The sequence below is a fragment of the Citrobacter sp. wls829 genome (assembly GCF_005280825.1).
GTDB lineage: Bacteria > Pseudomonadota > Gammaproteobacteria > Enterobacterales > Enterobacteriaceae > Citrobacter > Citrobacter gillenii.
Genome location: NZ_SZWP01000057.1, coordinates 34,462 through 59,122, shown reverse-complemented (window position 1 = coordinate 59,122; position 24,661 = coordinate 34,462). Strand labels below are relative to the sequence as shown.

The window sequence follows — 24,661 nt, the reverse complement described above, 5'->3', positions numbered from 1 at the left end:
ATAAACGTGTTGTTACGGGGTTCATGACTATTTTGATAATGGGTGGGCGGTAGATAAAGCCTGTTTCTACCCATTTTAAGGTTACTGCAGGAGTGTAGGTAACGCATTATATCTATTACGCATAATGTTATGCACATTGTTTGCGAGACGCATGAGGTGAATCTGACTAGAATACCGCGCAAATTTATGGTCACAGGCTGGATTCAGGGATAACGAGTTAATACTTAAGCAAATTTTACCGAATGAATAACGTTTTATTCACTTTTATTACAAATTAAACCCTGAGCCCTCTGTAAAAGTCGCACACTTATTATGATCGAAAGAACTGCATGGCTTTGCCTGATTGTACACCTGTCGATCATTACGACGCCGGTACTGGCAACAATAACAAGCGAACCTCAATCGTCGCAATGGCAAAGCGAATTACTTGCACGACCTTCTGTCGTATATGTGCTTCAGGCCGAAGAAACGACGGATTCCGTTGCCGAACGCTTAGGTCTGACGACCACCCAACTGCGCTATTTCAACCAATTCAGAACATTTAACAAACCGTTTGAACAATTAGATCAGGGTGATGAGCTTGATATTCCGGCCTCAGCCTCCGGTGGGAATAAGGCGGCAGGCGCGAGTGACAAGCTACACCAGGAACAGGAAAACGACGCCGGGGTTAAACGCCTTGCCAGCGGTGCTTCGGGCCTGGCGAATATTCTGGAAAACGGCGATGCGGCACAAGCGGCCAGCGGTCTGGTCCGTTCGGAAATTAACAGTAAAGCGAATGAAACAGTCACTGGCTGGTTAGGGCAGTTTGGCACGGTACGGGCGCAGTTGAATGTCGGCGAACAGTTTTCCCTTGATGATAGCAGCGTAGATTGGCTGGTGCCGGTATATGAAACACAGACGAATGTCTTATTCACCCAACTGGGTTATCAGAATCAGGACGACCGTAATACGCTGAACGTTGGCGTGGGCGTACGTCATTTCAGCCATGACTGGATGCTGGGATTTAATACCTTTTATGACGCCGATTTGAGTGGCGATCATCGTCGCCTTGGCGTTGGGGCTGAACTGTGGCGCGACTATTTTCAACTTGCTACCAACGGGTATTTCAGACTGTCTGACTGGAAGGCCTCGAAAGACGTGGAAAATTATGACGAACGCCCGGCGAACGGTTTTGATGTCAGAGTGCAAGGTTGGTTGCCTGACTATCCGCACCTTGGCGGCAAGTTTATCTATGAGCAGTATTTTGGCGATGAGGTCGGGCTGTCTGGCGAAGACGAACGTGAGAAAAATGCCTGGGCCTTCACGACCGGTATCACCTGGACGCCGTTCCCACTGATGACGCTGGGTATTGAGCAGAGTATGGAAAAGGGTGATGAGCGAGACACCAGCGTGCAAATGGAGCTGGCGTGGCGACCGGGTGAAACCCTGGAATCTCAACTTTCGCCTGATGAAGTGGCCTCTCTGCGCGAGCTGGAAGGTAGCCGCTACAGCCTGGTTGATCGTAATAATGTCATCACTCTGGAATATCAGGCACAGGATCTTGTGCAGTTGACGCTTTCTGAAGAGGCGATTCAGGACGCTGAATATACGGTGCATACGATTTCGACCGATGTCACGAGTGAATACCCGCTGGCGCAGGTCACCTGGGATAACGCGGCGTTTCTGGCGTCTGGCGGAGAGTTTCGCGAGCTGAGCGTGAATATGTTTTCACTGACATTGCCTCCTTACCAACGCTCGCCATCCTCAGACGGGACGGCAAACCAGTATCGCGTCGTTGCGATGGCAGAGGATACCGAAGGGAATACCAGTAATGCCCAGACCTTGCTGATTGAGGTTCTACCCGTAAATCTGGCGTTTGGCGATGCGTTACAGGTCACCGGTAACGGTGCGCCCGCTGATGGTAAAACGCCGGTTACTGTGACCGCAACCCTGGTCGATGATGACGGCAAACCGGTTAGCGGAAAAAATATCACCATGGGAATGACATTCGCCGACGGCAGTATCACCGCTGAGGATGTGATGAGCGATGCGGCTGGGCGGGCGATGTACAGCGTGGTCTCTCACGTTGCGGGTCAGGCAACGGCGACGGCCAGGGTGCATGAACTGAGCCAGAGCACGAAAGTATTGTATAGCCAGGTGAATTCGGGTGTCGATGAAATGTACTCGGCGTTGCTGGTGAACCCGGCGGTGATTCGGGCCGATGGCGAAGATGTTGCTGAAATGACCTACAAAGCCAATAACAGCGAGGGCGAGCCGGTAACGGGCCTCGAGAACGTGTCGTTTCAGGTGTCCGGTGTGCCCAATACCACCTCCACAGTAGTGCGTGAAGTCGCGCCGGGTATCTATCGTGCAAAGTTGAGCGGTATTCATGCCGGGAAAGGCGTGGTGCAGGTTATGCAGGGAAATGTCGTGGCGAAGACCTTGCGCCGTCCGGTTACCCTCATCTCCACCGGTAACCCTGTCGACCCGCAGCAATCTTCTTTAAATGCGACGCCGGGAAGAATATCCGCCAATGGTAACGCGGAATCGACTCTGGTTCTGCAGTTAACCGACAGCAGCGGGAACCCACTGAAAGAAAAAAACGTCCGATTTACCAGTAGCCTCGCCGGAACGACGATCGGCAACGTCACTAACCGGGAGGATGGTACGTATACCGCCACATTGACGGGTACCGCAACCGGAAACGCAAAAATAAGGACGCATGTTAACGGGTTTCTGACCACTATCGCGCCGACGGTGGTCAAGCTGGTACGTGATGATAATTCGGTCAGTCTTGAGGCTGTGGTGGTGCTTGACGATCATGCGCTGGCGGATGGTGTAGATGAGAATGTCATCAAAGTCACCACCTTTAACGCGGATGGGACGCCAGCTGCGGGTGAAACCGTACGACTGTACGCGAACAATCATGCGGATATTCCCCCAGCAGCCACCACCGATGCTAACGGTGAGGTCTCGGTGTCGTTGACCAGTCGGGTCGCGGGTGAGGTCACGGTGATTGTTGAACTTAACGGCAGCACAGAGGAAGTTGAAACGAGTTTTGCCGTTGATGATGACAGCCTGGATCCAGCGAAATCTCAACTGAATGTCGTCCCTGAACGTATTGAAGCGAATGGCAATGCTGAATCATTTATTCACTTTTTATTAAGGGATCAGCAGGGTAACCCGGTTACCGGGCAAAAAGTGACCTTCACCAGTCCTCTGGAGGGCACGACTATCAGTCAGGCTAAGGATAACCATAACGGCCTGTATAAAGCGTCGTTATCTGGCGTAACAGCGGGCGTGGCCGAGATTTCTGTCAACGTGAATGACCATCACTTTGCGGTTACTCCAGTGAGCGTTACGCTCACGCCAAAAGTGGGTGAGGCCGGGCAGGGCGTCACGCAGGTGGTGGCAGACAATGCGCCGGCCAATGGCAGATCGGCGAATCAGGTGAAGGTCACCATACACCATGCGGATGGGCGTCCGGCCAGCGCGCAGGCGGTGCGATTCGTGGCGACTAACGGGGCGGCAGTACCCACCTCGGTGATGACTAATAGCGAAGGCGAAGCATTTGCCATGGTGACCAACCGCATCGCCGGAAAATCCGTGGTGTCGGTGATGTTAAACGGACATGTCCAGCAGGTTGAACTCACCTTTCTGTCTGATGAAGGCAGCGCCACCATTTTCCCTGGCGACCTGCGCATCATAGCGGACAACGCATTAGCTAACGGCACTGCTGAAAATAAAGTCAGCGCGACCGTCAGGGATGCGTTTGGTAATCCTGTGGCGGGGCAGCAGGTGAAATTTAAGGCCAGCCACGGCGTACGTGCTTCTGCACAGGGTGTGACTGATGCGAACGGCGTGATAACAGCGACCCTGACGAGCACGGCTGCGGGACGCAGCGAGGTTGTGGCGCTAATTAATCGTCGCGGCGAGCACGTGTCGGTTAATTTTGCCCCCTTTGCATCATCGGTGAAAGTGCTACGCAATGGGCAAGCGCTGACCACCCATCCGCAGGTGGGCGACCGTTTATCCGCTGTCGTCATGTGCGGTGAAATTGTCTGCGAAGAGCAGCCAGAACATTTTCAGTGGCAGGGGGAAACCGCTGCAGGCAGTAACCAATTCACCGCGATTCCACAGGCGACGGGCCGTATCTATGTTGTGTCTGGCGAATGGCAAAAACGTGCTTTGCGCGTGGAAACACAAGAATCACCCTGAAACCCGTAATTTCCCGGCTGACGCCTTAATCCCTTTTTATTATTGAGTACGCAAATGAAACGCAAAAACTTTACCTTAACCGCCAGTAGCGCGATGTTAATCCTGTCATTTCCCGCCCTGGCCGTCTTGTCCGATCCAACCGATACCGTAAAAGGACGCGTGCCGGTTATCACCCAGAGCACGATTGTTTCTGCTGATACCAACAGCAACGGCGTCTTCGACATTGGCGATGTGATTTCCATCAGCCAGCAGGGCGCGTTCAGCGACCCGGACGGGGATGCAGAATCGCAAAGAACCTTTCAGTGGCAGGCGGATGGGGCAGATATTTCGGGCGCCACCAGTGATACCTACACCGTGACGGCGAGTGATTTAGGCAAAAAGATCACCGTGTTGGTTACGCCGCATACTGATCCAACGATAACCGATCCGGATACCGGTATCGCAGTTGCGTCAAATGAGCTGTCAGCGGCTTCTGCATCGACGCCGATCGCCGTACAGATTGATGGCGCAGTGAATGGCTTCCCGCAGGTTGATACTGAACTTAGCGCCGTCGTACAACTGGCTGACGGCAGCGCCGGTGATGCTGGCACCTATCAGTGGAAGATTGAGACCGCGATTGGTTCTGGCGTATACCAAAATATTCCAGGTGCGAACGGTAAGACTTACAAACCGGTAGCCGGGGATCAGAAACGTAAGATACAGATCGAGGTGAATTAATGTCACCCATTGTGCAGCAGCGAAGTGTTCAAGCGCTGCTGCGTATAATCGCCGTTCATTCGGATTGCCTGAGCTATGAAGCTGAATAGTGTCGCGCTCACTCTGCGCAGCGCCGCGGGTGTGCTGGTTGTTTTTGTCGCCACTGAAGCCCTGGCGGTGACAGCACAGACCGAGACGGTAAAAGGACGCCCGCCCGTGGCCGGTCAACTGCAGGTGATTAACACCTCTGCGCCGGGATTAAATCCGGCTCAGGGAGATACGCTGGAGATTGCGTATCAATTTCACGATCCTGATGGTTTGCAGGAAAGTCCATCAGAGACCCTGTTTCGCTGGTTGGCCGACGAGCAGGTAATCTCAGGGGCGAATGAGCGTCTTTACACGCCCGGCCCCGCGCAGAATAAACGCTACCTGACGGTTAAGGTGTTGCCGGTTGAGATTGAACCTTCCGATCCCGACCGACCGGATGCGCCTTTTGTCAGCCCAAACGCGAACGCGCCGGTGCTACCCGCGCGAGCAGACTTGTCGGCCGCGTTTCATTATGCTTCGCCAGCGCTGCGCTGGGGGGATGCGTATATGCACTGTGCGAACAACGGCATGCGTTTACCAGATGAGGGCGATCTGCAGGATATGTTTGTGACCTACACTCGGGCAAATCGTGTGGGGCAAGATTCTAAAGGCGATTTACGGCATACCTATGGCATTGCTGGACGTAACGCTATCTGGACGACACGCGCGCTCAATGATACGCACCATGCGGTGATTAATGCTTTTACCGATGGGCGTAGTAGCGCGGCGGCAAACGCCAGCAGACAGACAGTGGTGTGCGCGCAAACCGGTATACCTGACATGCTTCCGGCGATCGTCAATTTAGCGATACCGGCGCCCCGCGAAGGGGAAGATGTCACGCTTTCCTATCTTTATCAGGGGAATGAGACTATTCCCGACCGGTCGCGTTTTCAGTGGTTTCGTGCGGATAACGCCGCAGGAACGGCCAGAAAAACGGCAATTCCAGGCGCGGTTGAAAAAAGTTATACCCCCGTTGCAGAGGATGTAAATCGCTATCTGGTGGTGGAAGCCACGCCAGCAAGCTATGACACGGTAATGGGGACAATGGTCAGTACGGTCAGCGAGCAAGTGGCACCAGGCGGCAGCAACGTCCTCCCTGGGAACACGACTATTCACGTCAATGGCGCCACGTTTGATACCGACAGCGGTTTTCCTCGCAGCGGATTGGTTGGTGCCAGCTTCCAGTTGCGCATGAATGGCAATGCTGCCAGCAACCGGGAGTATTCCTGGCATGACGATCGTTCGTGGTTAAGCGTGGATGATAAGGGTGTGGTGACGTTTAACCGTCGGCCTGAAGGCGCAGAGAAAACTGCCACCATTACCATACGGTCGAAAAATGACGGTGGGTCTTATGCTTATACCTTCACGGTCACGAAGTGGTTAATCACTGACGGCAATCCAACAGGATTTAATAATGACTGGTGTGGTAAACAAGATGATGGCTATCATCGGCCGACTGCAGAGGAATCGACCCGCAACGGCGAGCGAGCGGCTTCAACCGGACGCTGGTGGAGCGAGTGGGGGCCGTTGTACAACTTTGGTGGCAACTGGGTCAACGCACCTTACTGGATAGATGAACTGGGCAGTAAAAATACGTTGAATATGAGTAATGGGATAGTGACGAATAGCAGGAAAAGCAGTCACGTGGTCTGTATAGCGGATGTGAATTAAAGCGTTTTTCTGAACGGATGGTTGCCTGTAAGACGGTGAGGAAAGCAGGCAGCCACAGCCAATTGTTGAAGGCCGAATAGCAATTACGTAAGAGTGTTTTTTTGAAAAAAAGAAAGTGTAGATAAGGACGAGAGAGTAAGCACCAAATCAACGGGAATTGATTTGGTGCGTCCGAGTGGACTCGAACCACCGACCCCCACCATGTCAAGGTGGTGCTCTAACCAACTGAGCTACGGACGCAAGATGGTGCGTTCAATTGGACTCGAACCAACGACCCCCACCATGTCAAGGTGGTGCTCTAACCAACTGAGCTATGAACGCAACGTTGTAGGTGACAACGGGGACGAATATTAGCGGCACAGACCGAATGAGGCAAGAGGGAAATGGTGTTTTTCTGCATGTTTTCACTCAATTGCAGAGTAATTAAGCAAGTTGATTATATTTTGTTGATTTTACGGCGTGTTTTTTATTCACCCGATCCTTTGGGTGCACAAGTCAGGCGTGCGGGGGAGAATCAGAACCACTCCTGTAAGTCCCGAATGTCGCGATCATCCGGGGCTTTTTGCTGTTATGGCGAGTCGTTACAGCCGGTATCTTTATGTCTGGCCCAGTCGACCATGCCCTGAAAGTCAACAATGACCACCGACTCATCCCCGACGACCCAGGCATCGTGCCCTGGAGGGATGCGTGACAGATCGCCGGGGCGGCAATCAAATTCACTGCCATCGTCCATTTTTACCCGCAGCACCCCGGCTACGTGGTATTGAAAATGCGGGGCTTCACAACTCTTTGTTCCCGCTATCGACTGGATCGATGTCGCCCATCGCCAGCCGGGCTCCAGCACCGCACGTCCGACGATGGCTCCGCCGATATTGAGAAGTTCCAGTCGTCCATTCGCAAACTCGCGAACCTCATCTGGTATATCGAATGATTTCACATCTGCTTTGTCCATTGCGCACCTCCTTAGCTTGATTACGCACATGGCCGCTCTTCAATTATATCAGCCTGGTTGTTTTTTGTTCGGTTTCGCCATGGGAAATTCTGCAACAGGACCTACCCGTAGACCGGGTTTAAGCCGTGCCCGGATTAGCGTAAAATGTCCGCTTTCTGCCGCAACGCTACTGGCTAACTCAACCAAGTGAATTTTTGATGAAAAATAATCCGACGCTCTCCCTGATGTGTTTTCAGATGCTGGAATCTGGCGCGAGTCGCCGTACGGTGAAAAGGGCTCTGACATCCCGCCGTGTCAAGGGACGTCAGGCTGTGGTGCTGCTCTGCAAGCAAGAGATGGCGCTGCTGAGAAGCGGGAAATTGCGCGTGTCAGAAAACGGGTAATCCCAGCCCACACTTCACTTCCCTTACTGTTTTCTGCGTGACGTCGTGCGCCCGCTCGCTCCCTTTTTGCAATAGCGCCATCAACATGCCCTTATCCTGTATGTAGGTCGCACGGCGTTCTCGCATGGGGGCAATGAGTTCTTGTAAACACACCTCCAGCTCATTTTTACAGGTTTTATCCCCCAGCCCGCCTTGTTGATAGTTCGCTTTCATCTCCGCAACTTTTGCTTTGTTCGGGTGAAATGCATCCAGATATGTGAACACTATATTGCCGTCTATCTGCCCCGGGTCGGTCACTTTTAAATGGTGAGGGTCGGTGTACATGGCGCTGACCGCGCGATGAATGGCCTCTTCGCTGGCAGAAAGGAGCAACGTATTGCCAAGTGATTTCGACATTTTGGCGTTGCCGTCGATACCCGGGAGGCGGCTGGTTTCGCTCAACATAGCCTTACAATGCTGTAAAACGGGAGTCGGTAACAGGCTATTCATCTTATGCACGATTTCGTTAGTCTGCTCGAGCATCGGTAATTGATCGTCGCCGACGGGAACAACGTTGGCTTTGAAGGCCGTAATATCTGCCGCCTGGCTGATCGGGTAAACCAGGAAACCAACCGGCAGAGAGCGGGTGAACCCTTTTTGCATAATTTCATTTTTTACCGTTGGGTTACGCTCTACGCGCGCCACGGTAACAATGTTCATATAAAGCGCAGTCAGTTCAGCAAGCGCCGGTAGAGCAGACTGCAAGCAAATTGTCGTGAGTGAAGGATCAATCCCCGCGGCAAGGTAATCGGCGAGCACTTCGGGGATGTTATTGCGGATCTTTTGCGGATTGCTGCCGTTATCGGTAAGCCCCTGAAGATCCGCGACCAGCACAAACTGTTGATAATCACGTTGCAGGGCAACACGCTGGCGTAGCGAGCCAACAAAGTGGCCGAGATGTAATGGGCCGGTTGGGCGATCGCCAGTAAGAATAATGGTTTTGTTGTTCATGTCAGACTCCTTAGCCGTAAAGCCGAAAGGGGTCTTTCAAATGCAAATAACCGCCTTTCGGCGGTTATTTAAAATGGGGAAAACACATTCTGGCCGCCTTTAAGAAGGCTGCCACCACAGGTCGTTATTAACGCTGTTTACATCGTGTTTTGTATTCATTTAATGAACATATCATGGTGTGATGAAGAGGTAAAGCCATGCACGCTGCGAGCTGATTGGCGTGACAACCGTTGTTATCGCGCGTTCTCACGCAACTGTACTTTACCTGTCAGATACGTTGTGGCTTGACCACCAATATGGACACGATCGCCCACTAACTTGCAGCGTAAATCCCCGCCGCGCTCGGACACCTGGCGTGCCAGCATCTGTGTTTTGTTCAGTTTCTCAGCCCAGTATGGAATGAGCATGCTATGTGCCGAACCTGTGACAGGGTCTTCCGCAACGGCCTCGCCTGGGCAGAAGAATCGACTGACAAAATCGTATTCCCCATCGCCTGGCGCCGTAATGCAGACCATTTTTCCCAGCGGAAGCATGGCGTGAATATCCGGGCGTACTGCTGCAATCTGCTGCTGATTCTCCATAACGACCATGTAATCACGTGCCACGCGGACTTCTTTGTATTCCGTGATACCCAGCGTATCCAATAGTAAAGGCGGCGGTATAACCGATTCGGTATTCCAGGCGGGGAAATCAAGCGTCAGCCATTCGCCACTGCGGGTCACGGTCAGCGGGCCAACAAATCGGGTTTCGAAGTGAATTGTGGTGTCCGGGTAGTCAAGATGTTCAAAGATGACGTGTGCAGCAGCCAGTGTGGCATGCCCGCATAAATTGATTTCACCCTGAGTGGTAAACCAACGTAGCTCAAAGCCGCTATCGGTGGTGACAAAGAAGGCGGTTTCTGACTGGTTATGTTGCTGAGACATTTTTAATAATATCTCATCGGGCAACCATTCTGTAAGAGGACACACTGCGGCGGCATTGCCACCAAAAGTGGTGTCGGTAAAGGCATCTATCATGTAAAAATCAATGTGCTTCATCGTATAGTCCTCTTGTTGTTCTCCGGTCATCTCACGCTCTACCATGCCATGACAACGTGCAATTTCGTATTGGTTTATGCTCTTGCAGGCAATAACATATCGCGATATGCCCGCGTTTAGCTCGCTTGCAGCATACCGAAGCTCACGATTCGCGATCGACCCAACTCTTTGGCGCGATACAGGGCCACGTCAGCGGCGCGCAGCAGGTTGTCGCTTTGGGCGTGCTGTGGGTAGCTGGCAACGCCAATAGACACGTCGATATGGCTGATGTCCGACGTCCCAAAGCGCAGCGTAAGCGCATGCACACCGTTGTAGATGTCCGTCGCCATGCGGTTAGCCTCTTCTTCACCCATGTTGCTGAGCAGGACCAAAAACTCTTCACCACCGTAGCGGAACGCCATCCCACTGTCGCGTATGGCGCGCTGAATAATCGCGGCAACGCCCTTGATAACGCCATCGCCCGCCTCGTGACCGAACCGATCGTTGACATCTTTGAAGTGATCAATATCAATCATCAGGCAACTGATGGGTGTCTGATTATGTATCGCCTGGCCCATCTGGGTGCGCAAAGTGTCTTCCAGATGATGGCGATTGCGCAAACCGGTCAGCGGGTCGTAGAGTGCTTTTTCCAGTAACGCATCGCGCAGACGCTGATTGGCTAATGCCAGACCGAGCGCTTCTGCCATCAGTTCCAGATACGCGCGGGAAGGCGCGGTATCATCGCTGAGATTCTGAAATGAGAGCAGGCCGATAGCCTCCCCCTGAGCAATCAACGGCACACACAGCGTGTGATCCTGACATGACTCTGGCAGATGGTAGCAGGCGATGTCCGGCTCGCCGTGGACCGGGGGATGACTCTGCCCGCGACGCACGGCCCAGCATTCGTCCGGGTGGAAGGCATCTGCTTTTCCCTGCGGAGAAAGCCACTCAGCGACGCAGCGCATCTGCCACGGTTCCCGGTCAAGAATGTAGAGACGTCCGGCGACGCCGGGAGCAATATTCGGCGCGAACAGTTGTGCAACATTGATAACGTCAGCGAAGTTCTCACAACCCTGTAAGCGCTGAGTCATCCGTGCCAGCAGTTCGCGTATCGCCCAGTCGGCGTCACGCTCTTTCTCCAGCCGCTGCCGTACCAGGCCGTTCTCGCGAAAAATGCGGATGGCCTGTGCCATATCGCCGATTTCATCAATCTGGTTAAAGTTAGGTGTTTCAACCGCGTAATCCTGCGAGGCCAGTCGATGAACGACGTCGCTCAGTCGCACGACGGGGCGTAGCACCCGACGTTTTAAAATAAAGCCGAGGACAAACAAAAACAGCAATGCCGTCAGTCCGACCATCACTTCAGACAGCGTGCGCAGTGTACGGGACGTCTGCGTGGCGTCCTCAATGGCGTTGCGGGCGCGGCTGTCGAGCATCTGGCGGAAATGGTCTATTTTATCCTGCGTCCGTTCGAGCTCCTGCTCATAGGATTTACCGAAGAGCAGGGCGATAGCCTGCGCCTGCTCTCCGCGCGCGACGCTTTCGATCGCCGTCTGTTGTTCGTTCTGTAGCGTATCAACAATTTGCAATCCCTCGTGCAGGAGCGCCAATTCTTCCCCTGATGCTCCGGTATCCTTCAGTTTCGTCAATCGGTGCTCAACGGCTTTTAGCGAGGTCTCTTTCTGTTGGTAGGCTTGCAACGCATCAGGATCTTTACTGACCACATACAGGCGCGCCAGATCGGACAGTGACCAGGCGTCAATTTCAACTTCTTCGGTCAGCTGATCGAATATATACCGCTGTTCTACCGCCTGCCGTTCGGTGTTATCGGCGTTTGACGCCATTAGCATGACCACGCCGGAGGCGAGGGTCAGGCATACCGTCGCACTGTAGGCCCAGTTGGTGATTGTGGCTATTCGCACCTGTTTATTCCTTTTGCGACGAGTAATGAATGTGCATGATTGAAATTATAGAAAACGTATGATTTTGCGTGACAATAAAAAGGCGACCCCGTGGTCGCCCTTTGTTATCGTCATACCGTTATAAATCTGGAGGATTTTTTCCTTCTTCCATAAAGTCTTTATCGATCTCCTCCACGTTGCCCTCGTGATCGCGCCCGGATAACAGATTCCAGCAGGCAAGGAACAGTGCCGCGATCAATGGGCCAATGACAAACCCGTTAATACCGTAAATCTCCATCCCGCCGAGGGTGGAAATCAAAATTAGATAATCGGGCATCTTGGTGTCTTTGCCCACCAGCAATGGGCGCAAAATATTGTCTACCAGCCCGACGATAATGACGAAGAATCCGACGATAAACAGTCCTTGCCACAACTGCTGTGTGGCAAAGAGGAAAATTGCCGCGGGTACCCAGACAATGGCTGAACCCACTGCAGGCACCAGTGAGAGAAACGCCATCAATGCGCCCCACAGAACGCTGCCGTCGATGTCCACAATGGCAAAAGCAATGCCACCGAGTGTGCCCTGAACCACCGCGACCACCGCTGTGCCTTTTACCGTGGCACGGGTGACACCGACAAATTTGGCAAACAGGTGCTGTTTAGCGAAATCGGTCAGCGGTAAAGAATCCAGAATCTGACGCACCAGGTACGGCCCGTCCTTGAGCAGGAAAAACAGCAGATACAGCATGATGCCAAAGCTGATGGCAAAGCCGAATGTCCCTTTGCCAATCAGGAATGCACTGCCGGCGAGGTACTGCCCGCCCTGTAATGCAACATCGGAGAGCTTTTGCTGAATTTGTGCCACGTTATCCAGATGGTGGTCCGCAAGGAATCCTCTGGCCCAGTCAGGGAGATACGACAGGATCGCGGTGACGACTTCCGGGAACTGCGTGTTGTTCTGTTGCAGCTTGCTGTACACCACGTTCAGTTCGATAGCCAGTGATGACAGGATCACCATCAGGGGAATAAAGACAATCAGGCAGATAATGCCAATGGTGATAAGCGACGCCAGCCCGTTGCGATCGCCCAGCGCGCTGCGCAGTTTGTTTTTCACCGGATTAAAAATAGTGGTTAATATCGCGGCCCACAGAATGGCGGAAAAGTAAGGGGACAGCACATCAAAGAACGCCCACGTCACCAGGGCGAGAATGAAAATGAAAAAACCTTTGGTCAGTCCGTTAAAACGCATTAGTGGATCCTGTAAATAAGAAGCAGTCCCGACTATAGAACTGTTCAGCGGATTTACCAACCTGCAACTGTCGGCGTGCCAGGGCACGCTGAGCGAAATGGACGTGAGTCTACCGGGGTTTATTCATGTCCGGTGTTTACTCGTTTACCAATATCTTTGAGCTGAGAATACTTTTCCAGCAACTGCGGAGCATCATCCAGGCTCATGGCAAACATCCACATATAGGTCATCACAGAGTAAATGTGACCCGCATCAGCCCCGCCGCCGAGCGTCATGATGAGGATCGTCATGCCAAATAACAGAGCGACCACAATACCAATGGACAAGTAACCCAGCGCTTCACGGTCGGATAAACAAATACGCAGCCTGGACAACAGGCGGTAATGTTTGCCGAGCGGGGAGGCGGCGGCACTATTGACCATGGCTATCTCTTTTTCGAGTCGATTATTTAATCGCAGGAAAAGCGCTTCGTTTTTGCGTGTATAGCTGCTCAGGAACAGTGAAAAAAAACCAAGAATGACAAGACAGGCCACACCCGTCCACAACTCTATAACCAGCAGCATGATGGCAGCCCCCAGAATAGAGGCGATCGAGGTGATAAGCGCAGGCAGATGCTTTTCAAAAAAATCGACGAACTCGCGGGAAAGCGCGACCCGTGCTGCAATGGTCGAGGTATTTTGATTGTCCCGACGTTGAGCGAGAATGACGGGAACAGCCAACTCAGCATAGATCCGGGTAAATGTACGGGTATCAACACTCCGACGAGCCGCCCCTATGGCCCACATAATAAAGACCACAACGGCATAAAAAACCGCGTGTAAGGCGTTACCCGCAATAATTGCATTGATGGCAAAGCCGGCCATTAGCGGATACAGCAGATACGTCAGGTTCTCGGCAACTACGAGAAGAAATGTGACCAGGAGTTTTTTACGGTGGCGGCGGGCCAGAGACTTAAGCGTGCCAACTGCACTGTATAAGGATGTGGATTTATCGTGACTCTTCAGGCTTATCATTATCTGTGATTCTGTTAAAATTAATAATTGAGCGGTTGCTCAATTATTGCAGGTCGAGTGTATTTGAGCGGTTGCTCAAAGTCAATGCGGGGTGAATTGATGAAAAAAAAGACAGAAGAGTTGAGAGTACGAATTCTGGATGGCGCGGTGGCGCTGTTTATCGAAAAAGGGATAGAGAAGGTGACAACCCGGGAGTTGACGGAACATCTCGGCCTTTCTCGCAGCCATATCTATCACTACTTTAAGGACTGGCAGTCACTGTGCCTTGCCGCGCTGGAAAGATTTATGCAACAAGAGCTGGACGATTTAGCCGAATCGTTAGCCGGGCGCGAACCTCACGAAAAGTTAAGTGTATTGATCAAATACTACCTTCCTGAAGGTCCGGATGCCGTCTGGCAGCTTTATGACTCTTTATGGCGTCTGGCGAGCCATGACGCCGCTTACGCAGAGCTTGCAGAGCGCAATATGAATTGCTGGATGGAAATGATCGCCGACATTATTCGTGAAGGTGTGGGGTTGAAAGCGTTCCGGGCGCTGGATGCCGAACGTGTTACACGCCAGTTCGTTGCCATGCTTAACGGGTACTCAGAGAACCTGATTATTCATCCTTCACCTGAAAAATGTCAGTTGGCCAGCGACGATCTCCACGACTTTATCAGGCAGATGTTGTAAAGCTGTATAGTTCGCGCGTAGCCAATGTTCAGAAAGGCGAAAAAGGATAGAGCTGATACACCGCTACCATCACGGAGATGCTCAATAATACGCTGATGATAAAGTAGGTTTTGAATGGCTGTTTTTGTGTTTTGTGGCGAAAGAGTTGCTGACCTGCTATCGCGCCGGGCCATCCGCCGACAACGCCAAACATCAGTAATGTGAACTCTGGCACTCTGCGCCAGGCTTTTCGCGCCGCCATTTTGTCCATGCCGTAAATCACCAGCGTCAGTACGTTGGCGAGCAGTAACCATATAATAAAGGGATGAGATGTAAACAGGCTGCCGATCGCGGCGAGGATCAGCAGCAAATAACAACCGCGATTGAGATTCATAGTATTCGCCACAGCCATTTCCAGAGAGTATCGACCCTGCATTGTACGCAATACCCACGGCGAGCAGAACCCCTGTCGGAAGCCGTGGTATAAGGATGCGCGACTCTCACAAAGGCGTTTGCTACAAAAAACGATTACGCATCTGTATGCTTGCGTAATTCATGAAAAAGTTTAGGCTGACGTCTTATATATGATTGCTTATCAAAGGTTAAAAAGTGAAAAAAACAACCCCAGAATATACGCCCGTTGACTTATCTCGTTGGGCAAGAAAGGAGCATTTTGAGGTATTTCAGACCTTTGCTCAAAGCACAATTAACCAAACAGTTCTCTTAGACATTACCGCGCTGTTAAAACATATAAAAGAGGTTGGCTGGAAATTTTATCCTACTATTATTTTCCTGCTTTCTAAAGTCGTAAACAGACATACAGAGTTTCGTATGGCGATAAAGGACAATGAGCTTGTCATATGGAATGAAGTTCATCCAAGTTATACGATTTTCCATAATGAAACGGAGACCTTTTCATCATTATGGAGTCACTACGATGGCAATATTCATCACTTTCAACATGTTTATGCAGAAGACATGGCACGTTATGGTAATAACCTTTCTTACTGGCCTAAGGGAGAGTCGCTGGAAAATATATTTTTCGTGTCGGCCATTCCTTGGGTAAGTTTTACCAGTTTCAATATCAACGTTGCCAACATGCAGAACTTTTTTTCCCCCATGTTCACTATTGGGAAATACTACAACCAGGATGGAAAAGTAATGTTACCCCTCGCCGTTCAGGTACATCATTCCGTGTGCGATGGTTTTCATGTGGCAAGATTGATCAATGAGTTACAAGAGATTAGCGATAACATATTGCACCATTCAGAAGAGCGCAATGCTTGATGTGCCAGACGATCTCTTATTACAAGCAAGGATAGCAGTCATGTCTGCTAAGAGTACATAACCTCCTGCTAAAGGGCTGCTTGAACGTAAAGCCGCCCTTTATTTTGCCTGTGATGAAGCAACAATGTTACTCAGCCATGCCGTGGTTAATGCGCGTTAACGGTTCATTGACATTAAAGATTTTGAATTGCACGTTTTGCACACCCAGCGGCTTCAGACGGGCTGTATGCTTTTTAACATATGCCAGCGCAGTTTCTTCGTCCTGGAACAGGTAGATGCCGCCGGCTTCCTGGGTTGCTTCGTTTTCTGTCCAGATTTTCCAGATAAAGCCAGGCTCCTGGTTAATGGATTCTGCCAGGTCGACAAGCTGGCGTGACATCTCTTCGCCAAACGGGCCCTGAAAATCAAAGTGCAACTGCAATAGTGTGTTTGACATAATTCCTCCATGGATAACGCTGATGCGGGTAAGTCAGTATCTTATTTTTAATTTATTGCACAATAAACGGCAAAAGATCGCTGATTCGCCAGTCGGTTGAAAATTCGTTATGATCCGCTCCCGTACTTTATCATGGCTGCCTGATGTCTACTCTCTTTGATACCTTTATTGCTCCGCCGTGCCATGACGAGATAGAGGTCCTCTATCAGGACGACCATCTGCTTCTTATCAATAAACCCACCGGTTTGCTAAGCCTGTCGGGAAAAAATCCGCAAAATATCGACTCGGTACATCACCGGCTGGTTCAGATTTATCCCGGCTGCACGCTGGTGCATCGACTTGATTTTGGCACTTCCGGGCTGATGGTGATTGCCCGCAATAAGGCTACCAATGCTGCGCTGTGCCAGCAATTCAGCCTGCGCGCTGTTACCAAGGTGTATAGCGCCTTGCTCTGTGGGCATTTGAGCGAGGATGAAGGGGTGATAGACGCTGCTATTGCCAAGGATCCGGCGCTGTTTCCGCTGATGTCGATATGCGCCATCAGCGGCAAACCCGCGCGCTCCCGCTATCGGGTTGTCGAGCGCTTTAATCATCCGCTGGAAGACGGGACTGTACTGCCGTTAACGCGGGTACAGCTTTTCCCCGAAACCGGTCGCACCCATCAGTTGCGTATTCACTGTCAACATCTGGGATACGCCATTTGGGGCTGCGATCTGTATGGGGGGCGTCTGTTGCCGGGTACAGAACGGACGCCACGACTGATGCTGCATGCCAGCGAACTGCATTTTAAGCATCCTGTCAGCGGAGAAGCGATCAACGCCCACAATGGCAGTCCGTTCTGAATAGGGTGGAGACAATAGCCGCCGGGGGGCGGCTATTGCGGGGTGTTATCGCGCCGCGCGTTGTAAAATAATGGCGGACGGCTGGCGTTGCAGATAACGCATGCGCAGCATCATCATTACTGCAGCAGAGGTCAGACCGATAATAAAGCCGATCCAGAAACCTGCTGGACCCATGCGTTCAACTACCAGGTCGGTCAGTGCGAGGATATATCCGCTCGGTAAACCCAACACCCAGTAAGCGATAAAGGTGATAAAGAAAATGGAGCGCGTATCTTTATAACCACGCAGGATCCCACTGCCAATGACCTGAATCGAGTCAGATATCTGATACACGGCGGCCAGCAACATGAGCTGTGCAGCCAGCGTCACCACTTCAGGATTATTGTTGTAGAGCAGGGCGATGTGCTCACGCAGGGTCACGGTGAACACTGCGGTTAACACCGCCATGCAAACACCGACGCCCAACCCGGTTCTGGCTGCAGTTTGGGCGTCAAGCGTTGACCCCTGGCCCAGACGATAACCCACGCGAATCGTTACGGCGGCTGCCAGCGACATCGGCAGAACGAACATGAGCGAGCTAAAGTTCAGCGCGATTTGGTGTCCGGCCACGTCCACAATCCCCAGCGGGGAAACCAGCAATGCCACTACGGCGAACAACGTTACTTCAAAGAATAACGCCAGCGCAATCGGTAAGCCCAACTGGATCAGGCGCTTCATCACCGCGGTATCGGGTTTCTGGAAACCGCGGACGTTGCGAATATCACGCATTGAGCGCGCACGTTTAACGTAGGACAACATGGCGAGAAACATCACCCAGTACACCGCCGCAGTGGCAACGCCGCAGCCTACGCCGCCGAGTTCTGGCATGCCAAAATGCCCATAGATGAAAATGTAGTTAACCGGGATGTTGACCAACAGGCCGAGAAACCCCATCACCATCGCCGGTTTGGTTTTGGCCAGACCTTCACACTGGTTACGAGCTACCTGGAAGAATAAATAGCCAGGCGCGCCCCACAACAGCGCGCGCAGGTAGCCGACGGCTTTATCGGCCAGCGCCGGGTCGATATTATCCATGGAGCGGATAATGTATCCCGCATTCCAGAGCACCACCATAATGAGCACAGATACGCTGCCCGCCAGCCAGAAACCCTGGCGTATTTGATGAGCAATGCGGTCGCGGCGACCCGATCCGTTAAGTTGCGCAATGACTGGCGTCAATGCCAGCAGGAGTCCGTGACCAAATAAGATGGCCGGGAGCCAAATGGAGGTCCCGATAGCGACGGCAGCCATGTCCGTCGCGCTGTATCCACCCGCCATGACGGTATCGACGAACCCCATTGCGGTTTGGGCGATTTGCGCAAGAATCACCGGAATTGCCAGAGCTAATAACTGACGCGCTTCGATTACATACTTTTGCACGTTTACACCATTATATTGTTGTTATTTGAGAGACTAAAAAAGCCGCCTGAGAGGGCAGCAAGAAGAAAATACAGGGGAAATTGCAGTCTATTGTAGCGAGGAATACGTAATTCTCCAGTGAAAAAACAGGTGGGGGCGGTGCATTGCTGGCAACCGCAATTTTCACCTGCTATTGTGCACAACAGATATGTCTTAATTACGTTCAGGAGTTAGAGGTATGTTTACGGGTATTGTGCAGGGCACCGCGAAACTGGTGTCTATTGATGAGAAACCAAATTTTCGTACGCATGTAGTTGAGTTACCTGAATACATGCTGGATGGCCTGGAGACGGGTGCATCAGTTGCACACAATGGTTGTTGTCTGACGGTGACCGACATTAACGGCAATCACATCAGCTTTGACCTGATGAAAGAAACGCTGCGTATTACCAATCTGGGCGAGCTTAAAGTGGGCGATCGGGTCAACGTAGAGCGCGCGGCAAAATTCAGCGATGAGATCGGCGGGCATTTAATGTCAGGCCATATTATGACTACCGCTGAGATATCAAAAATTCTGACCTCAGAAAATAATCGTCAGATCTGGTTTAAGGTGCAGGATGCGTCGTTGATGAAATATATCCTGTACAAAGGATTTATCGGCATTGATGGTATCAGCCTGACGGTTGGAGAAGTAACACCGACGCGTTTTTGCGTGCATTTGATCCCGGAAACGCTGGAGCGTACGACGCTTGGTAAGAAAAAACTGGGGGCTCGGGTCAACATCGAAATCGACCCACAAACGCAGGCGGTCGTGGATACCGTTGAGCGCGTGCTGGCGGCAAAAGAAAGTGCAGTAAATCACGTCACCGGCGAAGTCTAAGCCGGCGCGTTTCCAGGCCCCCGTTGAAGGCGGGGGCGAGAATGACTAGCGTGGAACGCGCAGACCGTGTTCTACGCCACGTGAGAACACCACCTGCCAGAGCTGAATATCACGGGCGCGAAATGCGCCGGCACAGGCGTTGAGGTAGTAACTGAACATACGTTTAAAGCGCTCGGTGTAGTGCTCGGTGATTTCAGGCCAGGTTGCCATAAAGCGCGTATGCCAGGCCATTAGCGTAGTATCGTAATCGGCGCCAAAGTTGTGCCAGTCTTCCATCACAAAATGCGGCTCGCTGGCTTTCGCAATCTGGCGCACGGACGGCAAGCAACCATTCGGGAAAATATACTTATTGATCCACGGATCGACGTTATTGTCGGTTTTTCTGGATCCAATGCTGTGGAGTAAAAACAGACCCTCTGGTTTTAAATTGCGATCGACAACATCAAAATAGGTGTTGTAGTTTTTTGGACCCACATGCTCAAACATGCCAACGGAGACAATGCGGTCGAAACGATCGTGCAGGTCGCGGTAATCCTCAAGCAAAATAGTGACATCCAGCCCTTCACACCGTGCTTGTGCCAGTTTCTGCTGTTCGGCAGAAATGGTCACCCCCACGACGCTGACGCCGTAATGGGCGGCCATAAACTGGGACAAGCCTCCCCAGCCGCAGCCAATGTCCAGCACGCGCATCCCCGGTTTGAGCTGTAATTTTTCGGCGATCATATTGAGCTTCTCCTGTTGGGCTGACTCCAGGGTCGTGGCGTCCTTCCAGTAGGCACAGGAATATTGCATGTAGGGATCAAGCATGCGGGTGAAGAGATCGTTGCCTAAATCGTAGTGTTCTTTTCCGACAACCCACGCGCGTTTTTTATTCTGTAAATTGAACAGGCGCGCGGCGGCGATTCGCAGCGTGTCTTTAAAGTGGCGGGGGAGTTGGCCTTCAAGGCCGGCACGTAAAACCTGAGTAAAAAACATGTCCAGCCGATCGCATTCCCACCAGCCATCCATATAACTTTCACCCAAACCCAGCGAACCATCCTGTAAAACGCGCTTGTAAAAATCGGGGTTGTTAACGCGAATATCTGCCGGTGCAGCGCCATTAATGGTAATGCCCGCACGGCTTAATAATTCACTGGTGATTCGATACCAGTCATCATCTGGTACGCTGACGTCTTCTATACACGATGAACTCATAGCTTCTCCATCACAGGTCGGTGATCAGAACCTTAAAACAGCGTAGACGCTTTTTTGGGCTTTGTGAGAAATCTCACGGAATGAATCCGCGAATCTGTTTTCCGACGTAGAACAGAGGAAGGGAGAACCCCTTACCGAAAAGGCCATCCGTGGTTAAGCGGGAACATGCGTGTTCCCGTTAACACATAAAAATTATCGTTTTTGTAACAACTGGAAATCAGTATAGGCCTGAATTTTTGTGGGTTCAATCAAAAAATATTAGCCCGCTAATTAATTATTAAAGCGCTATGAATGTGATTCGCCGGGCGCAGCAGTAGAAACCTCATCAGCGTGAGAGCGACATTCTTTCTGCGACTGCATTTTGTACCCCAGCGCGGCCAGCAACACCGTAGACAGCATGACGCCAGTAGTAGTGAATAGCGGCGTGCTGATCAACCACGACACAACCAGACTTGCCAGGAAGCATAAGCCCAGTTGAAGCGTATTCTGCAGCGCTGCGGCACGTCCTGTTGCCTGTGGGAAGGGACGCAAAGCCTGAGCAACGACAATCGGATAGATAGCACCGTTCGCTATTGCCATCACGCAGAATGGGATCAGGATTTCGGCCAGCGCAACGTGGTGAATAAAGCCGACCGCCCAGGTAGCGATAACGCTCACCGCATACAGAATGAGCAGCCACGGCAGTAATTGACGACCTTCCCATTTTTGCAGGGCGGCACGACAGCCGTATCCGCCGATCAAAAAGGCGATGGTTTGCGGCACATAGCTCAGGCCAATGACGGCCGGGCTATAGCCCATCTCGCTCAGGATAAACGGCGAGCCGGTCAGCCACGCGAAAAAGCTCGCGGAACAGGCCGCATAAATCAGCACGTTGCCGCGGTAGGTTCTGGAGCGCAGCAGGGTGGCAAAGGTGAGCTTATCCTGGCTATCGTCACGCGCTTTAGCCGTGGGCTTCAGGCGCAGGGCCGGCAGCATCAGGATCAGGGTGATGGCAAACAGGGTGGCAAAAATAGCCTGCCAGGAAAAATGCATCAGGATCCAACTGCCTAATAATGGCGCGAGCGCGGGAGATAACCCGACCAGCGGCATAATGGTGGCAAAGATACGGTTCACTTTTTGCGAGGGATAATAATCAGCAACCAACGCCTGCCAGATAACCGACGCCGCACAGACACCCACAGCCTGGATAAAGCGCAGCACCAGCAAGCCGGTGGCGTTTTCGACCCAAAGCATGCCAAGACTGCTCAGCGCGAAGATGGAGAGGCCCAGTAGCAAAATAGGCTTGCGGCCATAATGGTCGGAGAGTGGCCCCCACAGAAGTTGCGCGATGGCAAAACCCGCTAAGAACAGGCTAAGGCTGGCGCTGACGGCTGATGCTGGGGTTTGCAAATCGGACTGAATAGCCGCAAATGCTGGCAAATACATATCCGTTGCCAGAAAACCGAGCACGCTAAGACCTGCCAGCCAGACTAAAAACCCTTTTCCAGGTTGCATCATTATTTCTCTTTATAAGCAATAGAACAGTGCCGCTGAGTGTAGTGAGTGAAATTCTTGCTGTGAAACGCTAATATTTGCTTATTGATTTCAAATTTTTTGCAGGCAGAGTATGTGGTCAGAATATTCCCTTGAAGTAGTGGATGCAGTCGCACGCAACGGCAGCTTTAGTTCTGCCGCCCAGGAGTTGCACCGCGTGCCTTCGGCGGTGAGCTATACCGTGCGTCAACTGGAGGAGTGGCTGGCTGTGCCTCTTTTCGAACGTCGCCATCGGGATGTGGAATTAACCCCCGCCGGGGCGTGGTTTTTAAAAGAAGGGCGCTCTGTTATCAAAAAAATGCAGATCACTCGCCAACAATGTCAGCAAATTGCCAACGGCTGGCGTGGGCAACTGGCGATTGCCGTCGATAATATTGTCAGGCCGGAACGGACCCGACAGATGATTGTGGATTTCTACCGTCATTTTGATGATGTGGAGTTAATCGTTTTTCAGGAGGTATTTAACGGCGTCTGGGATGCGTTATCGGACGGGCGCGTGGAGCTGGCGATTGGCGCGACGCAGGCTATTCCGGTAGGGGGGCGCTATACGTTTCGCGATATGGGAATGTTGAGCTGGAACTGCGTGGTGGCAAGTCATCATCCGCTGGCGTCGATGCCGGGACCGCTCAGTGACGATACGTTGCGCAACTGGCCGTCGCTGGTACGAGAAGACACCTCCCGTACGTTGCCAAAACGTATTACCTGGCTACTGGATAACCAAAAAAGGGTGGTAGTGCCTGACTGGGAGTCATCTGCCACCTGTTTATCGGCTGGACTCTGTGTTGGGATGGTGCCAACGCATTTTTCCAAACCGTGGATCGACAGCGGAAAATGGGTTGCACTTCAGCTTGAAAATCCCTTTCCTGATGCCGCGTGTTGCCTGACCTGGCAGCAAAACGATACGTCGCCCGCACTGAGATGGCTGCTGGACTATTTAGGGGACAGTGAAACGTTGAATAAAGAGTGGCTGCGGGAGCCAGAGTAAGGCTCCCGCACAACAGATTATCGACGATAATCGCGGAACGGACCATCGGCCACGGAGCGACGTTCTACCAGGCGCGGGTGCACCTCAATAGACTGTGACTCTTCGCGTTTATTCACGATACGGTCTAACAGCATGTTAAAGGCCGTTTCACCGAGCGAATCTTTTGGCTGATGAATGGTGGTTAATGCCGGGGTGAAGAAGCGGGCGTTACGCACGTTGTCGTAACCAATCAGCGACACATCTTGCGGGACGCGCAGGCCCATCTCGTCAGCGGCGCAAAGCGCGCCCATCGCCATGATATCACCACCACAGAAGACGGCGGTCGGGCGGTGCGACTGGGAGAGGATCTGCTGCATGGCGCGATACCCGGATTCAGGCTCAAAATCGCCCTGGACAATCCAGTTGTCAGGCACTTTAATCAGCGCTTCTTCCATCGCCTTCATAAAGCCCGCCAGGCGTCCGGCGCCGGTGTTACGCTCCATAGGCCCTGGGATCACACCAATCTCGCGATGACCGCGTTCAACCAGATAACGGCCTGCCATATAACCGCCTTCAAAGGCGTTATCGATGACCGTATCGGTAAAATCGGCTTTGGCTTCGCCCCAATCCATCACCACCATCGGAATATGGCGATATTCTTCGAGCATGGAAAGCAGCGGTTCCGGGTATTCAGAACACATCACCAGCAGACCATCTACGCGCTTCTGCGCCATCATGGAGAGGTAGGCCTGCTGCTTCTCGAGGCTGTTCCACGCGTTGCCCAGAATCAGCGTATAGCCTTTCTGGAAGCAGTTCTTCTCAACGGCTTCGATGATTTCCGCAAAGTAGGCGGCTTCGCTGCTGGTCGCCAACAAGCCAATCGATTTAGTGTGATTCACCTTCAGACTGCGTGCCACCGCGCTTGGGGAATAATGTAGTTCTTTAATTGCTGCCCAGACGGCATTGCGCGTTTCTTCCGCGACAAAGCGTGTTTTGTTAATTACGTGTGATACGGTTGTAGTGGAAACGTTTGCTCGCTTCGCTACATCTTTAATTGTTGCCATTACATCTCACTCCAGACCATATCCTAAGTTCCTGAGAATACTCCAGGTAAACGTTTGCCTTCACACACCCTTCGCGCAACATCAGGGTTGCGGTACGCCAGGAAAACGACACGGAACGTCAGGAAGGGGTCAATGGCCGGTACGCTAATCAAGTAAGCGTGGAATTTTGTCTGATCTTTACGAAAAGGGGAAGAGTTAAAAGCATTTATCAATATAAATCGTGAGAGATTTTTACCTTCAAGTGTGCAAAAATGCGC

Annotated in this window: 21 protein-coding genes and 2 tRNA genes; 9 read left to right on the top strand and 14 right to left on the bottom strand. The window is 52.0% G+C overall.

Features of this window, described 5'->3' with window-relative positions; genetic code table 11:
* Positions 1-312 precede the first annotated feature (312 nt).
* From FDW88_RS11655 to FDW88_RS11645, 3 genes are all read left to right on the top strand, one after another.
* Positions 313-4,197 carry an inverse autotransporter beta domain-containing protein gene (locus FDW88_RS11655; RefSeq protein WP_137362589.1) on the top strand — a complete coding sequence of 1,295 codons (3,885 nt, stop codon included), beginning with the start codon at positions 313-315 and terminating at the stop codon, positions 4,195-4,197.
* Positions 4,198-4,251: 54 nt separating this feature from the next.
* Complete coding sequence (locus FDW88_RS11650) at positions 4,252-4,914, top strand: ZirU family protein (protein WP_223240221.1); 663 nt, start codon at positions 4,252-4,254, stop codon at positions 4,912-4,914.
* Positions 4,915-4,989: 75 nt separating this feature from the next.
* Positions 4,990-6,651: a hypothetical protein gene (locus FDW88_RS11645; RefSeq protein WP_137362588.1), complete on the top strand. Its 1,662-nt coding sequence runs from the start codon at positions 4,990-4,992 to the stop codon at positions 6,649-6,651.
* A gap of 163 nt (positions 6,652-6,814) precedes the next feature.
* Here FDW88_RS11645 and FDW88_RS11640 read toward each other — a convergent pair.
* The 3 genes from FDW88_RS11640 to FDW88_RS11625 form a co-directional block, all read right to left on the bottom strand.
* Positions 6,815-6,891 (bottom strand) — tRNA-Val (locus FDW88_RS11640).
* Between the two features lie 4 nt (positions 6,892-6,895).
* Positions 6,896-6,972: transfer RNA gene (locus FDW88_RS11635), tRNA-Val, on the bottom strand.
* Between the two features lie 247 nt (positions 6,973-7,219).
* Positions 7,220-7,603, bottom strand: a complete 384-nt coding sequence (locus FDW88_RS11625; protein WP_096757175.1) for a cupin domain-containing protein — start codon at positions 7,601-7,603, stop codon at positions 7,220-7,222.
* A 197-nt stretch (positions 7,604-7,800) separates the two neighbouring features.
* Between FDW88_RS11625 and FDW88_RS11620 the strand changes: the two genes are divergently transcribed.
* A complete protein-coding gene (locus FDW88_RS11620; RefSeq protein WP_115258589.1) occupies positions 7,801-7,986 on the top strand; it encodes a hypothetical protein in 186 nt (61 codons plus the stop codon).
* Here FDW88_RS11620 and trpS read toward each other — a convergent pair.
* From trpS to FDW88_RS11595, 5 genes are all read right to left on the bottom strand, one after another.
* Positions 7,972-8,976 carry a tryptophan--tRNA ligase gene (trpS, locus tag FDW88_RS11615; protein WP_117343048.1) on the bottom strand — a complete coding sequence of 335 codons (1,005 nt, stop codon included), beginning with the start codon at positions 8,974-8,976 and terminating at the stop codon, positions 7,972-7,974. The genes FDW88_RS11620 and trpS overlap by 15 nt on opposite strands.
* A 233-nt stretch (positions 8,977-9,209) precedes the next feature.
* On the bottom strand, positions 9,210-10,013 hold the full coding sequence (locus FDW88_RS11610; protein WP_137362586.1) for a PhzF family phenazine biosynthesis protein: 804 nt from the start codon (positions 10,011-10,013) through the stop codon (positions 9,210-9,212).
* Between the two features lie 116 nt (positions 10,014-10,129).
* On the bottom strand, positions 10,130-11,914 hold the full coding sequence (locus tag FDW88_RS11605; protein ID WP_137362585.1) for a diguanylate cyclase: 1,785 nt from the start codon (positions 11,912-11,914) through the stop codon (positions 10,130-10,132).
* A gap of 118 nt (positions 11,915-12,032) precedes the next feature.
* Positions 12,033-13,142 carry an AI-2E family transporter gene (locus FDW88_RS11600; protein WP_096757171.1) on the bottom strand — a complete coding sequence of 370 codons (1,110 nt, stop codon included), beginning with the start codon at positions 13,140-13,142 and terminating at the stop codon, positions 12,033-12,035.
* A 119-nt stretch (positions 13,143-13,261) separates the two neighbouring features.
* Entirely contained in the window at positions 13,262-14,155 is an 894-nt protein-coding gene (locus FDW88_RS11595; protein ID WP_170972986.1) for an ABC transporter six-transmembrane domain-containing protein, read from the bottom strand.
* Between the two features lie 99 nt (positions 14,156-14,254).
* Between FDW88_RS11595 and FDW88_RS11590 the strand changes: the two genes are divergently transcribed.
* The gene (locus FDW88_RS11590; RefSeq protein ID WP_115258586.1) at positions 14,255-14,827 is read left to right on the top strand and encodes a TetR/AcrR family transcriptional regulator; all 573 of its coding nucleotides are present in this window, start codon (positions 14,255-14,257) and stop codon (positions 14,825-14,827) included.
* A 28-nt stretch (positions 14,828-14,855) separates the two neighbouring features.
* Here the strand turns inward: FDW88_RS11590 and FDW88_RS11585 are convergent, their stop codons facing one another.
* The gene (locus tag FDW88_RS11585) at positions 14,856-15,200 is read right to left on the bottom strand and encodes a DUF1294 domain-containing protein (RefSeq protein WP_117343122.1); all 345 of its coding nucleotides are present in this window, start codon (positions 15,198-15,200) and stop codon (positions 14,856-14,858) included.
* A gap of 215 nt (positions 15,201-15,415) precedes the next feature.
* On the opposite strand from FDW88_RS11585, the gene catA reads away from it, so the two are divergent.
* Positions 15,416-16,093, top strand: coding sequence for a type A chloramphenicol O-acetyltransferase (gene catA / locus FDW88_RS11580; protein WP_137362584.1), 678 nt, complete (start codon positions 15,416-15,418; stop codon positions 16,091-16,093).
* 127 nt (positions 16,094-16,220) lie between these two features.
* On the opposite strand, the gene FDW88_RS11575 is transcribed toward catA, so the two are convergent.
* Entirely contained in the window at positions 16,221-16,529 is a 309-nt protein-coding gene (locus tag FDW88_RS11575; RefSeq protein WP_096757168.1) for a monooxygenase, read from the bottom strand.
* Positions 16,530-16,672: 143 nt separating this feature from the next.
* Between FDW88_RS11575 and FDW88_RS11570 the strand changes: the two genes are divergently transcribed.
* On the top strand, positions 16,673-17,371 hold the full coding sequence (locus tag FDW88_RS11570) for an RluA family pseudouridine synthase (RefSeq protein ID WP_117343054.1): 699 nt from the start codon (positions 16,673-16,675) through the stop codon (positions 17,369-17,371).
* 45 nt (positions 17,372-17,416) lie between these two features.
* Here FDW88_RS11570 and mdtK read toward each other — a convergent pair whose 3' ends face one another.
* The gene (gene mdtK, locus FDW88_RS11565) at positions 17,417-18,790 is read right to left on the bottom strand and encodes an MdtK family multidrug efflux MATE transporter (protein WP_096757166.1); all 1,374 of its coding nucleotides are present in this window, start codon (positions 18,788-18,790) and stop codon (positions 17,417-17,419) included.
* 217 nt (positions 18,791-19,007) lie between these two features.
* On the opposite strand from mdtK, the gene FDW88_RS11560 reads away from it, so the two are divergent.
* Complete coding sequence (locus FDW88_RS11560) at positions 19,008-19,649, top strand: riboflavin synthase subunit alpha (RefSeq protein WP_096757165.1); 642 nt, start codon at positions 19,008-19,010, stop codon at positions 19,647-19,649.
* 45 nt (positions 19,650-19,694) lie between these two features.
* On the opposite strand, the gene cfa is transcribed toward FDW88_RS11560, so the two are convergent.
* Both cfa and punC read right to left on the bottom strand, forming a co-directional pair.
* Positions 19,695-20,843: a cyclopropane fatty acyl phospholipid synthase gene (gene cfa, locus FDW88_RS11555; RefSeq protein ID WP_137362583.1), complete on the bottom strand. Its 1,149-nt coding sequence runs from the start codon at positions 20,841-20,843 to the stop codon at positions 19,695-19,697.
* A gap of 285 nt (positions 20,844-21,128) precedes the next feature.
* Positions 21,129-22,337, bottom strand: coding sequence for a purine nucleoside transporter PunC (punC, locus tag FDW88_RS11550; RefSeq protein ID WP_096757163.1), 1,209 nt, complete (start codon positions 22,335-22,337; stop codon positions 21,129-21,131).
* Positions 22,338-22,449: 112 nt separating this feature from the next.
* On the opposite strand from punC, the gene punR reads away from it, so the two are divergent.
* Positions 22,450-23,361 carry a DNA-binding transcriptional activator PunR gene (gene punR / locus FDW88_RS11545; RefSeq protein WP_096757162.1) on the top strand — a complete coding sequence of 304 codons (912 nt, stop codon included), beginning with the start codon at positions 22,450-22,452 and terminating at the stop codon, positions 23,359-23,361.
* Positions 23,362-23,378: 17 nt separating this feature from the next.
* Here the strand turns inward: punR and purR are convergent, their stop codons facing one another.
* A complete protein-coding gene (gene purR / locus FDW88_RS11540; protein WP_096757161.1) occupies positions 23,379-24,404 on the bottom strand; it encodes an HTH-type transcriptional repressor PurR in 1,026 nt (341 codons plus the stop codon).
* Positions 24,405-24,661 lie beyond the last annotated feature (257 nt).

Bases quoted from the DNA above. Each gene is read 5' to 3' on its own strand.
- FDW88_RS11655 (WP_137362589.1), top strand. From the start codon at position 313: ATGATCGAAAGAACTGCATGGCTTTGCCTGATTGTACACCTGTCGATC.
- FDW88_RS11650 (WP_223240221.1), top strand. From the start codon at position 4,252: ATGAAACGCAAAAACTTTACCTTAACCGCCAGTAGCGCGATGTTAATC.
- FDW88_RS11645 (WP_137362588.1), top strand. From the start codon at position 4,990: ATGAAGCTGAATAGTGTCGCGCTCACTCTGCGCAGCGCCGCGGGTGTG.
- FDW88_RS11625 (WP_096757175.1), bottom strand. From the start codon at position 7,603: ATGGACAAAGCAGATGTGAAATCATTCGATATACCAGATGAGGTTCGC.
- FDW88_RS11620 (WP_115258589.1), top strand. From the start codon at position 7,801: ATGAAAAATAATCCGACGCTCTCCCTGATGTGTTTTCAGATGCTGGAA.
- trpS (WP_117343048.1), bottom strand. From the start codon at position 8,976: ATGAACAACAAAACCATTATTCTTACTGGCGATCGCCCAACCGGCCCA.
- FDW88_RS11610 (WP_137362586.1), bottom strand. From the start codon at position 10,013: ATGAAGCACATTGATTTTTACATGATAGATGCCTTTACCGACACCACT.
- FDW88_RS11600 (WP_096757171.1), bottom strand. From the start codon at position 13,142: ATGCGTTTTAACGGACTGACCAAAGGTTTTTTCATTTTCATTCTCGCC.
- FDW88_RS11595 (WP_170972986.1), bottom strand. From the start codon at position 14,155: ATGATAAGCCTGAAGAGTCACGATAAATCCACATCCTTATACAGTGCA.
- FDW88_RS11590 (WP_115258586.1), top strand. From the start codon at position 14,255: ATGAAAAAAAAGACAGAAGAGTTGAGAGTACGAATTCTGGATGGCGCG.
- FDW88_RS11585 (WP_117343122.1), bottom strand. From the start codon at position 15,200: ATGAATCTCAATCGCGGTTGTTATTTGCTGCTGATCCTCGCCGCGATC.
- FDW88_RS11575 (WP_096757168.1), bottom strand. From the start codon at position 16,529: ATGTCAAACACACTATTGCAGTTGCACTTTGATTTTCAGGGCCCGTTT.
- FDW88_RS11570 (WP_117343054.1), top strand. From the start codon at position 16,673: ATGTCTACTCTCTTTGATACCTTTATTGCTCCGCCGTGCCATGACGAG.
- FDW88_RS11560 (WP_096757165.1), top strand. From the start codon at position 19,008: ATGTTTACGGGTATTGTGCAGGGCACCGCGAAACTGGTGTCTATTGAT.
- cfa (WP_137362583.1), bottom strand. From the start codon at position 20,843: ATGAGTTCATCGTGTATAGAAGACGTCAGCGTACCAGATGATGACTGG.
- punC (WP_096757163.1), bottom strand. From the start codon at position 22,337: ATGCAACCTGGAAAAGGGTTTTTAGTCTGGCTGGCAGGTCTTAGCGTG.
- punR (WP_096757162.1), top strand. From the start codon at position 22,450: ATGTGGTCAGAATATTCCCTTGAAGTAGTGGATGCAGTCGCACGCAAC.
- purR (WP_096757161.1), bottom strand. From the start codon at position 24,404: ATGGCAACAATTAAAGATGTAGCGAAGCGAGCAAACGTTTCCACTACA.